This is a genomic window from Roseovarius sp. (assembly GCF_018066915.1).
GTDB lineage: Bacteria > Pseudomonadota > Alphaproteobacteria > Rhodobacterales > Rhodobacteraceae > Roseovarius.
Window position 1 is genome coordinate 1 of the sequence record NZ_JAGPVV010000026.1, and the last position, 11,495, is coordinate 11,495.

At 62.0% G+C, this 11,495-nt stretch carries 12 protein-coding genes and 1 pseudogene; 4 read left to right on the forward strand and 9 right to left on the reverse strand.

Going from position 1 to position 11,495, the window contains the following annotated elements; translation table 11 throughout:
* Positions 1–901: pseudogene (locus KBT70_RS01450) on the forward strand (DNA gyrase subunit B); the annotation flags it as partial.
* Positions 902–930: 29 nt separating this feature from the next.
* On the opposite strand, the gene KBT70_RS01455 reads toward KBT70_RS01450, so the two are convergent.
* From KBT70_RS01455 to dgcN, 5 genes are all read right to left on the reverse strand, one after another.
* Positions 931–1,794: a branched-chain amino acid aminotransferase gene (locus KBT70_RS01455; protein WP_296627929.1), complete on the reverse strand. Its 864-nt coding sequence runs from the start codon at positions 1,792–1,794 to the stop codon at positions 931–933.
* A gap of 56 nt (positions 1,795–1,850) precedes the next feature.
* Entirely contained in the window at positions 1,851–2,342 is a 492-nt protein-coding gene (locus KBT70_RS01460) for a VOC family protein (RefSeq protein WP_296627932.1), read from the reverse strand.
* A gap of 96 nt (positions 2,343–2,438) precedes the next feature.
* Positions 2,439–3,299, reverse strand: a complete 861-nt coding sequence (locus KBT70_RS01465) for a D-amino-acid transaminase (protein ID WP_296627935.1) — start codon at positions 3,297–3,299, stop codon at positions 2,439–2,441.
* 4 nt (positions 3,300–3,303) lie between these two features.
* Positions 3,304–4,269 (reverse strand): N-acetyl-D-Glu racemase DgcA, encoded by a 966-nt coding sequence (dgcA, locus tag KBT70_RS01470; RefSeq protein WP_296627937.1) that lies wholly within the window; start codon positions 4,267–4,269, stop codon positions 3,304–3,306.
* A gap of 30 nt (positions 4,270–4,299) precedes the next feature.
* Positions 4,300–5,301: an N-acetyltransferase DgcN gene (gene dgcN / locus KBT70_RS01475; protein WP_296627940.1), complete on the reverse strand. Its 1,002-nt coding sequence runs from the start codon at positions 5,299–5,301 to the stop codon at positions 4,300–4,302.
* Between the two features lie 252 nt (positions 5,302–5,553).
* On the opposite strand from dgcN, the gene KBT70_RS01480 reads away from it, so the two are divergent.
* Positions 5,554–6,513 carry an L-malyl-CoA/beta-methylmalyl-CoA lyase gene (locus KBT70_RS01480; protein ID WP_296627942.1) on the forward strand — a complete coding sequence of 320 codons (960 nt, stop codon included), beginning with the start codon at positions 5,554–5,556 and terminating at the stop codon, positions 6,511–6,513.
* Between the two features lie 30 nt (positions 6,514–6,543).
* Here the strand turns inward: KBT70_RS01480 and KBT70_RS01485 are convergent, their stop codons facing one another.
* The 3 genes from KBT70_RS01485 to KBT70_RS01495 are packed head-to-tail and all read right to left on the reverse strand — an operon-like array spanning position 6,544 to position 8,839.
* Entirely contained in the window at positions 6,544–7,146 is a 603-nt protein-coding gene (locus KBT70_RS01485) for a Smr/MutS family protein (protein WP_296627943.1), read from the reverse strand.
* Complete coding sequence (locus tag KBT70_RS01490; protein WP_296627951.1) at positions 7,143–8,123, reverse strand: murein transglycosylase A; 981 nt, start codon at positions 8,121–8,123, stop codon at positions 7,143–7,145. The genes KBT70_RS01485 and KBT70_RS01490 overlap by 4 nt, the downstream gene beginning before the upstream one ends.
* A gap of 56 nt (positions 8,124–8,179) precedes the next feature.
* Complete coding sequence (locus tag KBT70_RS01495; protein WP_296627944.1) at positions 8,180–8,839, reverse strand: Tim44/TimA family putative adaptor protein; 660 nt, start codon at positions 8,837–8,839, stop codon at positions 8,180–8,182.
* A 109-nt stretch (positions 8,840–8,948) separates the two neighbouring features.
* On the opposite strand from KBT70_RS01495, the gene KBT70_RS01500 reads away from it, so the two are divergent.
* Positions 8,949–9,413: an FxsA family protein gene (locus KBT70_RS01500; protein ID WP_296627945.1), complete on the forward strand. Its 465-nt coding sequence runs from the start codon at positions 8,949–8,951 to the stop codon at positions 9,411–9,413.
* Positions 9,414–9,612: 199 nt separating this feature from the next.
* A complete protein-coding gene (locus tag KBT70_RS01505; protein WP_296627946.1) occupies positions 9,613–10,728 on the forward strand; it encodes an alpha/beta hydrolase in 1,116 nt (371 codons plus the stop codon).
* A 329-nt stretch (positions 10,729–11,057) separates the two neighbouring features.
* Here the strand turns inward: KBT70_RS01505 and KBT70_RS01510 are convergent.
* On the reverse strand, positions 11,058–11,495 hold a 438-nt coding region (locus tag KBT70_RS01510; protein WP_296627949.1), incomplete at its 5' end, for a 3'-5' exonuclease.

Here is an 11,495-nt window from a genome sequence, read left to right on the forward strand (position 1 = left end):
TGCCGACGTGGACGGCGCGCATATCCGGACGCTGCTGCTCACCTTCTTCTACCGGCAGATGCCCGCGCTGATCGAGGGCGGATACCTCTATATCGCGCAACCGCCGCTCTACAAGGTGATGCGCGGCAAGTCCGAGGTCTATATCAAGGACCAAATGGGGCTGGAGGATTACCTGATCGCACAAGGCACAACCGATGCCGCCCTGCGTCTTGGCTCGGGCGAGGAAATCGCTGGTTCCGACCTCGTGCGCGTTGTCGAAGAGGCGCGGCAGGCGCGGCGCATTCTCGAGGCGTTCCCGACCCACTATCCCCGCCACATCCTTGAACAAGCCGCAATTGCCGAGGCGTTCTTGCCCGGCCGCGTCGACAGTGACCTGCAAGGCGTGGCCGATACCGTGGCGACCCGGCTCGACATGATCTCGAACGAATATGAACGCGGCTGGCAAGGGCGCCCGACACAAGACAAGGGCATGCGCCTGTCGCGCACCGTGCGCGGGGTCGAGGAAATGCGCACGCTCGATGGTCCTGTGCTGCGCGGCGCCGAGGCGCGCAAGCTGGCGCAGTTGACCACACCGCTCCGCGATATCTACCGCGAGCGCGCCACGCTCATCCGCAAGGACCGCGTGCAGGCCATTTTTGGCCCGCTCGACCTGCTTGATGCGATCCTGAAAGAGGGCGAAAAGGGCCTCAGCCTGCAACGCTACAAGGGTCTGGGCGAGATGAACCCCGATCAGCTCTGGGAAACCACGCTCGACCCCGAGGCGCGCACGCTGTTGCAGGTCAAGATCGACGATGTGGCCGAGGCTGACGATCTCTTTACCAAGCTGATGGGCGATGTGGTCGAACCGCGCCGCGAGTTCATTCAAGACAACGCGCTGAACGTCGTCAATCTCGATTTCTGAGTTGGATGGGGGGCGCTGCCCCCCGCCTCTCAGTTCGCGGAATGGGCCCAGTCCCAATACATTTGCCGCACCCGTTCGGTGACGGGACCGGGTTTGTATTGGGTGTCCTCAAAGGCCGAGACCGGCGTCACCTTCATCAGGTTGCCGGACAGGAACACCTCATCCGCCGCGTGAAAATCGTCGAATGTCATCACCGTTTCATGCACCTCGATCCCCTCGCGGCGCATGTTTTCGATATGGCGCGCGCGGGTGATCCCGGCCAGAAACGTGCCATTGGGAATGGGCGTGAACACCGCGCCATCCTTGACGGCAAAGACATTGGCGGTCGCGGTTTCGGCCACATTGCCCAGCGCATCCGCGACCAGCGCATTGCCAAAGCCACGCCCGCGCGCCTCTTTCAGCATGCGCGCATTGTTGGGATAGAGACAGCCCGCCTTGGCATTGACCACCGCATCCTCGAGCACCGGACGCCGAAACCGCGTGCGGCCGAGCGTCGTGCTGAATCCCTCTGGCGGCATCGGAATTTCCTCGAGACTGATGGCAAAGCCGGTGGCCCCCTCCTTGGGCACGATCCCCAGATCACCCCCGTCGAGCGCCCAGTACATTGGCCGGATATAGAGCGCGGCCTCCTTGGGATAGGCGCGCAATCCCTCCCAGACGATTTCGACCATATCCGACGCCTCGACCGTCGGCGTGATCATCAGGGCACGGGCCGAGGCATTGACGCGGGCGCAATGCTTGGCCAGATCCGGGGCAATGCCATCGACATAGCGCGCGCCGTCGAACACCGTCGTGCCCAGCCATGCGCCATGGTCCGCTGCCCGGATCACCGCCGGATCGCCCTCATGCCATGACCCATTGAAATATGTGCGAATATTCGTGCCCGTCGCCATCTGCGCGCCCTCTCCTGAACCGATGACAGCAGCCTAGGCCCTGCGCGATGGATCGTCTAGCCCTCTGCCGGGGCGTGTGACAAAAGCTCTTTCAAATCAATGGGATCATTGACCATCGCGAGATTGCCCGCGGCATCCCGTGGCCATTCTGCCTCAGGGCGGTCGCGGTAAAGCTCCACGCCATTGCCATCCGGGTCACTCACATAGATCGCCTCGCTTACCCCGTGATCCGCAGCGCCCTCGATGGTGATCCCGGCCCGGATCACCCGGCGCAGGGCATCCGCCAGTTGTGCGCGGTCCGGATAGAGAAAGGCCGTGTGATAGAGGCCCGTATGCCCCCTTGGCGCAGGCGTCCCACCCAGGCTCTCCCAAGTATTCAGGCCAAGGTGGTGATGATAGCCCCCCGCCGACAGGAACGCCGCGCGATTGCCGAATTTCTGTTGCAATTCAAAGCCGAGCACACCGGAATAAAATCCGATGGCGCGGTCCAGATCGGCCACTTTCAGATGCACATGGCCGATGCGGGCCTCAGGGTGAACGGGGGTCATTTGCGGCTCCAATCTCGGGTTTCCCCTAGAATGGCCCCAATGCCCCCCGCGCTCAATTCCCCGATTCCGCCCATATTCTGTGCGCAAATGCGCGGCTCAGACCGCCGCTTTCAGGCTCTCGTCCAGATAGATTTCGCGCAACCGCGCGGCCACCCGACCCGGCACACCGCCCCCAAGGGCGACCCCGTCAATCTCCACCACCGGCATCACAAAGGCACTGGCCGAGGTCACGAACGCCTCATCGGCATCCTTGGCCTCGTCAATCGTAAAGGCGCGTTCCTCGACCTCCATCTGCGCCTCGCGGGCAAAGCGCAGCACGGCGGCGCGGGTGATCCCGTGCAGGATGTCGTTGGACAATTGCCGCGTGATGATCCGGTTGCCCTTGACGATATAGGCGTTGTTGCTGGTGCCTTCGGTCACATGGCCATCCTCGACCATCCAGGCGTCATCACACCCAGCCTTCTTGGCCATCATCTTGCCCATCGACGGATAGAGAAGCTGCACCGTCTTGATATCCCGTCTGCCCCAGCGAATATCCTCGATGCTGATGACCTTGATGCCCTTCTTGGCCACCGGATTCTCTGCCAGACCCGGCTTGGACTGGGTAAAGAGCACCAGCGTCGGCTCGGTCGTCTCGGCGTTCGGGAACACGAAATCGCGGTCGCCATCGCTGCCGCGCGTGACCTGGAGATAGACCAGACCATCGGTGATCTCATTCGTGCGCACCAATTCGCGGTGAATCTCCAAGAGATCGTCGAATGCCGCCGGCTTCTTCATGTCGAGCTCGCTCAGCGACCGCTCCAACCGCGCCAGATGCCCGCCGAAATCAATCAGCTTGCCGCCCAGCACGCTTGTCACCTCGTAAACGCCGTCAGCCATCAGAAACCCCCGGTCAAAGATCGAAACGGTGGCCTCGGTTTCCGGCAGATACTCGCCGTTTACATAGACAGTGCGCATGGTCTCATCCCCATAGTTCTGGCCGTGGCGGATGCACGCCTGCGGCATCGAAAATCAAAGCATTGTCGCGGTCTTCGGCCAGAAGCAGCGGGCCGTCAAGGTCTGTCACCATCGCGCCCTGTGCCACCAGCGTCGCAGGCGCCATCGCAAGCGAGCTTCCGATCATGCAGCCCACCATGATCCCATACCCTTGGGCGCGCGCCGCATCGCGCAGCGCCAGCGCCTCGGTCAGCCCGCCGGTCTTGTCCAGCTTGATGTTGACCACATCATATTTGCCCTTGAGTTTGGGCAGGCTGGCGCGGTCATGGCAGCTCTCGTCGGCACAGACCGGAACCGGACGCGCCATCCCGATCAGCGCCTCATCCTCGCCCGCGGGCAGCGGTTGCTCTACCAGCGCCACGCCAAGCCGCACCAGATGCGGGGCGAGATCAGCATAGACCGCGGCACTCCACCCTTCATTGGCATCGACGATGATCTTGGCCTGCGGCGCGCCGCGCCGGACGGCTTCCAGTCGCGGCATGTCATCCGGCGTGCCCAGCTTGATCTTGAGCAGGGGCCGGTGCGCATGCTTTTCGGCCTGCGCCTGCATCGCCTCTGGTGTGTCGAGCGACAGCGTGTAGGCCGTGATCTCTGGCTTCGGCGCAGGCAACCCGGCCAGATCCCAGACACGGCACCCCGCGCGCTTGGCCTCCAGATCCCAAATCGCGCAATCCACCGCGTTGCGGGCCGCCCCAGCCGGCAAGAGATCGTAGAGCGCGGCGCGCGTCAGGTTCCCTGACAGACCCTCGATCTCAGCCGTCACACTCTCCAAGGTCTCGTCATAACGGGCGTAGGGCACACATTCGCCCCAGCCCGTCACGCCGCCCTCGTTGATCCGCACGGTCAAGACCTTGGCCTCGGTCCGCGATCCCCGGCTGATGGTGAACACCTGCGCCAACCGGAACACATCCCGCGTTACATCAATCTGCAAGCCTGTCCCCTTTCATCGTTCCCAAAATACTCAAATCGCCGCCAAGGCAGCCACCAGCGGCGCGGCTCCAAACCGATAGGGATCAGTTGCGGGCAATCCCATCTCGGCCTCGACACGGGCCAGATAGGCGCGCGCCTCTGCCTCGGACATATGCTGCGTGTTGACCGAAACACCCACCACCTGACAGGCCGGATTGGCGATCCGCGCGATCGGCAGCGCCATGTCGCGCAGCGCCTCGAGCGTGGGCGGCGTGTAGTCGGGCAGACCGCGCATATGGGTGCGCGTCGGCTCGTGACAGAGGATCAGCGCATCGGGCTGACCCCCATGAATGAGCGCCATCGTGACCCCCGAGTAGGACACATGAAAGAGGCTGCCTTGCCCCTCGATCAGGTCCCAGTGATCCGGGTCATTATCAGGCGTCAGCCATTCCACCGATCCCGCCATGAAATCCGCGATCACCGCATCGAGCGGCACGCCATCGCCGGTGATCAGAATCCCGGTCTGCCCGGTCGCCCGGAACGTAGCCTTCATGCCAGCGTCGATCATCTCGCGCTCCATCGCCATGGCGGTATACATCTTGCCCACAGAGCAATCGGTGCCGACCGCCAAACAGCGCTTGCCGCTGCGCTTCTTGCCATCCGCGATGGGGTATTTCACCGACGGCACCCGGACATCATGCAGGGTGCGGCCCGTCGCCTCGGCCACCGCGCGCAAATCCGCCTCGTCACGCAAGAGATTATGGAGGCCTGCCGCCAGATCAAAGCCTTCTTCCAGCGCCGCCACCAGCACCTTTTTCCACTCCTGACTGATTATGCCGCCCCGGTTGGCCACGCCGATCACCACGGTCTTGACGCCCGCCGCCTTGGCCTCGGCCAGCGTCATGTCGGGCAGACCCAGATCAGCACCGCAGCCGGGCAGGCGCAGTTGGCCCAGCGCATTCTCGGGCCGCCAGTCGCGGATGCCGATGGCGACCTTGGCCGCCAGCATGTCGGGCGCATCGCCCAGAAACAACAGATAGGGGGTCTCGATCATGGCACATCCTTTCGCTATAGCTTGGCGGCAGTTTCCAACGAATTCCTTGCGATTTCCTGTTTGATTTCACGAAAATTCCATCACATCTGCACGTTCCTTCGACATATTATCATAACCATCGAATATTCTTCACCTAGTTCGCCCTTTGCGCATCCGATGCACGGGGAAAACCGCCTTGCAGAGCCTTGCGCAATTTCATAACCACAGCCGCGACAATCCCGCAATTTCCTTATGTAACGGAGCCACCCGCCCATGAGCTTTCGCCTGCAACCGCCCGCCCCCGCACGCCCCAACCGGTGCCAGCTTTTTGGCCCCGGCTCCAACACCAAACTGTTCGAGAAAATGGCAGCGAGTGCCGCGGATGTGGTGAATCTGGATCTCGAGGATTCAGTCGCCCCCTCGGACAAGGGCATTGCCCGCAAGAACATTATCGAGGCGATCAATTCCGTTGATTGGGGCAAGAAAACCCTTTCGGTGCGCATCAACAGCCTTGATTCCCCGTTCTGGTATCGCGATGTGGTGGATCTCTTGGAGCAGGCGGGCGAGCGGCTGGATCAGATCATGATCCCCAAGGTCGGCTGCGGCGCGGATATCTATGCCGTTGACGCGCTCGTCACCGCCATTGAGGCGGCTAAGGGCCGGAAAAAGCGGATCGCCTTTGAGGTCATCATCGAATCCGCCGCCGGGATTGCGCATGTCGAGGACATCGCCGCCGCCTCACCTCGGCTCGAGGCGATGAGCCTCGGGGCGGCCGATTTCGCCGCCTCAATGGGCATGCAGACCACCGGCATCGGCGGCACGCAAGAGGATTACTATATGCTGCGCGAAGGCCAGCGCTATTGGTCGGACCCGTGGCATTGGGCACAGACCGCTATTGTCGCCGCGTGCCGCACCCATGGTCTCTTGCCGGTCGATGGCCCGTTTGGCGATTTCTCGGACGATGAGGGCTTTCGCGCGCAGGCGCGCCGCTCGGCCACGCTGGGCATGGTCGGCAAATGGGCCATCCACCCCAAGCAGATCGCGATTGCCAACGAGATTTTCACGCCCTCTGAGACCGCCGTGCAAGAGGCCCGCGAAATCCTGAAAGCGATGGAAGAGGCCAAGGCGCGCGGCGAAGGAGCGACCACCTACAAAGGCCGCCTTGTCGATATCGCTTCGATCAAACAGGCCGAAGTGATCGTCAAACAATCCGAGATGATCGCAGGACAGTAACCGAAGCTAGGGCGGCTCAGCAGGCCGCCCTTATCTCTGCCGCCGCAAGTAAACGTAATAGGCCCCGCCGCCGCCGTGTTTCAGATGTGCCTCGGTGATCTGCAACACCAGCGGCCCCAGCGGTGCCATCCGCAACCATTGCGGCACATTATGGCGCAAGACCCCGTGCCGAACCGGGATCGGCCCGCCGGAGTCGCGATCCTTGCCCTTGCCCGTCACCACCAGCACCAGCCGCAGCCCCGCCGCATGCGACCGCAGGATGAATCCGGTCAGCGCCGGATGCGCGCGGTCCATGGTCATGCCGTGCAGATCGATCTTGGCCTCTGGGATCAGCTTGCCGCGCTTCATCCGGTGAAACGCCTTCTTGTCCATCTGCACGGGCGCGGTCGCCACCCGCTCGGAGAGGCCGGGCAAGACATCATGCGCAGGGGGCGTACCCGCAGCCTTTTGCCCGATCTGGAAATCCTCCAGCTTCGGAATCGGAAGCGTGCTGCGCGGATTGCGGATCATCGGCTCGGGTGGCGGCACAGGTGCAGGCGCGCGCGTTGCCGCCTCTGGCCTGATGCGCTGCGCCGTGCGTGCCACCTGTTGCCAAAGCTCCAGCTCTTCGGGCCGGACACGCCTGCGGCTCACGGTGTCTGCTCCGGCAGCATGGCATAGGCGCGCTGAATGGGCATGAGCACCACCATCCGCCCCGGATCGCGCAGCCGCCCGGCCGCCTGCCCCGCCGCATCGCCGGTGCCAAAGAAAATATCGGCGCGCTGCGCGCCCTTGATCGCCGATCCGGTATCCTGCGCCACCATCAGGCGGCGGATCGGCCCCTCGCCATCCTTTTCCACCCAGACCGGCGCGCCCAAGGGCACAAAGGCCGGATCAACCGCCACCGTGCGCAGGGTCGTGACCGACCGGTTCATTGCCCCCAGCGGACCACGCTCGGCTGGCACATCGTCAACCCTGCGAAAAAACACATAGGACGGGTTGTGAAACAGCAATTCGCGCCCCTCTTCGGGATTGCGCCGCACCCAGTTCTTGATCACCTCGGCCGACACCTGATGCACCGAGTATATCCCGCGCTGCACCAGTTCGACCCCAATCGAGCGATAAGGATGGCCGTTGGCCCCGGCATAGCCCACGCGGATCACCTGACCGTTTTCCAGCCTGATCCGACCTGATCCTTGGATTTGCAGGAAAAAAAGCTCGACCGGATCATCGACCCAGGCAATCTCGAGGCCGCGACCACGCATCACCTCTGTGGTCTCGATCTCGCGCCGGGTGAGCCAAGGGTTAGACAGCCGCGCCTCGGGCGGCTCGCGGTAAACCGGATAGCGATAGCGCCCATCGGGGCGCGTCGCGCCATGCAACTCTGGCTCGAAATAGCCGGTAAAGAGCGCGGGCTTGCCCTCGGACATCATCACGGGGCGAAAGAGCAGCTCGAAAAATCCCCGCGCATCGGGGCGCTGCTGCGCCAAGGCACAGAGCGCACGCCAATCGGGGTCCTTCATATCCGGGCAGGTGTTGAGGAAAACAGAAAGGGCCGCGGCATGATCATCCTCGGCCCATCCATTCAGATCGTCAAAGCTCAGGATTTCGTGGGTCACGTCCTGTGGCATGGCCGGTGTCGCACACACCAGCCATAGCGCCAGACCAATTCTCCACAGCCCCCGGATCATTCGCCCGTGGCAACAAGCCGCCAGTTGGGGTCGTCCGATCCCATGATCCGCTCATAGGTCCAGACATCCTTTTGGCGCTTTGACTGGCCCGGTGCCCCTTCGACAACGGCCCCATTGCTATCGCGCACGACCGAGATCAATTCGCCGACATAGCGAACGGAAATCTCTGCCCGCCGCGTATCGGCATCGAACCGTGCGTCCGCCAGCGTCAATTCGCGCACGCCGATGAACTCGGCCTCGATGCTCAGCCCCTGCTGTTCGCGGGCATCGACCACCTGCGCAAAGGTCTCATAGACATCGCGGTCCAGAAACGGCGTCACCTCGTCCAGCTTGCCACGCTCAAAGGCCATCAGGATCATCTCATAGGCCCCGCGCGCGCCCTGCAGAAAGGTCGTGACGCTGAAATCAGGCTCGATCCGCTTCATCTCGGCCAAGGCCGCTGCGGCATCGGAATCCTCGGGCACATGATCGACGATGTCATGGTCCGGCCCTCCCTCGATCACCTCGAACTCGCGGCGGCGGCGGGTGTCAGGTGCGGGTGCGCTGCGCGCCGGCCCCTCGAACCCGTCACGCGTGCCAAGAACATTCTTGAGCCGCAGGATCAGGAAAATGGCGATACCGGCGAGCACCAGTAACTGCAGGATGGGCGAATTCATGGACACCTCTTGTTGTGCGGGGCATGGTAAGCGTCAACGCTCAGTCCTATGTAGGGGCTGGACAGGGTCAAGTCCACCGTAAGGGTCATAAAACAAAGGAGGGCCGCATATGTGGCTTTTTCTGGCATTCCTCGCCGTTCCGATGATCGAGATCGCGCTCTTCATTCAGGTGGGCGGGCTGATCGGTCTGTGGCCTACACTGGCCATTGTCGTGCTGACCGCCGTGATCGGCACGTGGCTCTTGCGCATGCAGGGGGCGGTCGCGATGTCGAACCTGCGCCGCTCCTTCTCGGACCTTGACGATCCGTCGGAGCCGCTGGCGCATGGGGCGATGATCCTCTTTGCGGGCGCGCTGCTGCTCACGCCGGGGTTCTTTACCGACGGTCTGGGCTTTGCGCTTTTGATGCCGCCGGTGCGCCGCGCGGTCTTCCGGCAGATCCGTCAGCGCGTGCATGTCCAACGGTTCGAGATGGGCGGCCGCCCGCCCCCTGCGCGCGACGACGTGGTCGAGACCGAGTATGAGGACGTGACCCCAAACCGCGCGCCCCAGGACCCCAATCGCAGGCTGCATTAAGCAATTTCAGAAAAAGTTGCGTGCCTTTTTCGGGTCGAGATTGCACCTGATCAGAGATCTGAATCGTCGCCGTTTTCTGCTCAAAAGAGTTGATCCGCGAGGGAAGCGCAGGCAAGCTGCACGACAGGCGCCTTGGCTCAGTAGCAGCGCGCCGGTTCGGATCAGCATTGCCTCGGGCATGGTTTTCTAGAGAGTTGTCATGGCGCCTCATATTCATTTCAAATCCTGGATTTCAGCACTCCTCATGATGGCGCTCGTCGCGTGCTCACCCGCACCGCAGATCATCGGCATCCGCAACGCAGAGGTCCCGGTCGAGTCGGTCGCCGACCTCACGAAACATCGCATCTTCATCATGTCGACGCGGGGGTCGTCCGAGGTGGCAGGTGCCTTTTACTCCTCGGTCCGCGCGCCGGATCTTGGCATGGCCTCGGTCGACGCGACCGTGCCGCCAACGCATGTCTTGGGCGTATTGGAGCGTCCAAAGCGGTTGCCCCCCGATCCGCGCCGCGAATTCACCGTCATCAACCCCGTGGTCTACACCACCGATGACGCCTTTATCTCCAGCATCAATCGCGAACTTGCCAAACGCGCGCCGGGCGACCGCAAACTCCTGATCTTCGTCCACGGCTTCAACAACACCGCAAGCGATGCCGTGCTCCGCCTCTCTCAATTCGTGGAGGACACGGATTTCCAAGGCGTGCCCGTGCTCTTCACATGGGCCTCGGCGGCAAAGGGCACACGCTATGTCTACGACCTGAACAGCGCGCTTGTCGCCCGCCCCGAGGTCCGGAACATGGCGGCCATCCTCAACCAGACCCGCGCCGAGAGCGTTGATGTCTTTGCACATTCGATGGGCACATTCCTCACCATGGAGGCGCTGATTCACCAGCAGCAATCCGGCAGGCTTGGCAAAGGCATCCCGATTGACCACATCGTGCTCGCCTCGCCCGATATCGACATTGACCTTTTCCGCACCCAGATTGCGGCGCTGCATCCGTCGATCAAGAAGAGAATGTACCTCTTGATCTCTCAGGATGACGCCGCGTTGCGCCTGTCGCGACGCATTGCAGGCGGCGTGCCCCGTGTCGGCGCAGCCGACGCGCTCCAGTTGGAAAAACTCGGGGTGACGGTCATCGACCTGTCCAGGATCGAGGATTCCAGCTCTGGCAGCCACTCCAAATTCGCAGGCTCACCGGAAGTGGTCCAGCTCATCGGCGCCGGCCTCAACTCCAACCGCCGCTTCGGCAAATCCGGCAGCAGCACGACGTTCCAAGACCTCCTCGCCAATACGCCAATCATGATTCTGGGGAATTGAAAGGGATCGCTTCGGCGCTTGCTTGAAAAAAGAGCAGGTGAACGAGACAGAGTGAGACCATTCCAGACTCTGACAGTGCTCATCAATTGGACAGGAAAGTGGTGCGCTGAAGGGACTCATATTCAGTAATTAACCAATTGTTTCATATGTTTATTATTGTGTGGCCACCACACGATGCCCCCAATAATGCCCCCAAACCGAAATTTGCCCCCGGTTCCGGTACTCTCAAGGTAGGTCCGCCATTGACACTCAAGACCCTTTCTTGATGTTTGAGGAAGGGGGTAAGAGACAAGGCGAGCGGAGAGTTAAAGATTTCAGGCCGATTTGAATTAGGAACCCTTTAAGAGATCATCCAGAAACTCGGATAGTGGTGAAACACCCGTTACAAGAAGATGATCGCGGGCGCGGGTGCATGCGACATAGAGTAAATGCCGTTCTGTATTGTAGACCTCTTCAAGGTCAGCGTCGTCTGCCACAGATTCAATGCGATCCGATTGTGGAATGACGTCGTCGTCGCAGGCCATTACCACAACTGATCGGAACTCCAGTCCCTTGGCAAAGTGCATTGTGCTGATGGCGACTGCACCGTCCTCGACCTCGACCTTGTCGTTCAGTTCAACGGCGCGCGCATTCGCAGCCTTCACAGCAGCACGAGCGCGCTTCAGTTCGGCATCGGATCGTACGAAAACGCCGACCTCACTTGGCGCGCAGCCTTGCTGCAGCCGGTCAATGATCCACTCACCCACAGTGCGGCATTCGTGATCGGC

Coding starts and splice junctions, on each gene's coding strand:
- KBT70_RS01480 (WP_296627942.1), top strand. CDS start 5,554: ATGAGCTTTCGCCTGCAACCGCCCGCCCCCGCACGCCCCAACCGGTGC.
- KBT70_RS01465 (WP_296627935.1), bottom strand. CDS start 3,299: ATGCGCACTGTCTATGTAAACGGCGAGTATCTGCCGGAAACCGAGGCC.
- KBT70_RS01455 (WP_296627929.1), bottom strand. CDS start 1,794: ATGGCGACGGGCACGAATATTCGCACATATTTCAATGGGTCATGGCAT.
- KBT70_RS01500 (WP_296627945.1), top strand. CDS start 8,949: ATGTGGCTTTTTCTGGCATTCCTCGCCGTTCCGATGATCGAGATCGCG.
- KBT70_RS01495 (WP_296627944.1), bottom strand. CDS start 8,839: ATGAATTCGCCCATCCTGCAGTTACTGGTGCTCGCCGGTATCGCCATT.
- KBT70_RS01490 (WP_296627951.1), bottom strand. CDS start 8,123: ATGCCACAGGACGTGACCCACGAAATCCTGAGCTTTGACGATCTGAAT.
- KBT70_RS01460 (WP_296627932.1), bottom strand. CDS start 2,342: ATGACCCCCGTTCACCCTGAGGCCCGCATCGGCCATGTGCATCTGAAA.
- dgcN (WP_296627940.1), bottom strand. CDS start 5,301: ATGATCGAGACCCCCTATCTGTTGTTTCTGGGCGATGCGCCCGACATG.
- KBT70_RS01505 (WP_296627946.1), top strand. CDS start 9,613: ATGGCGCCTCATATTCATTTCAAATCCTGGATTTCAGCACTCCTCATG.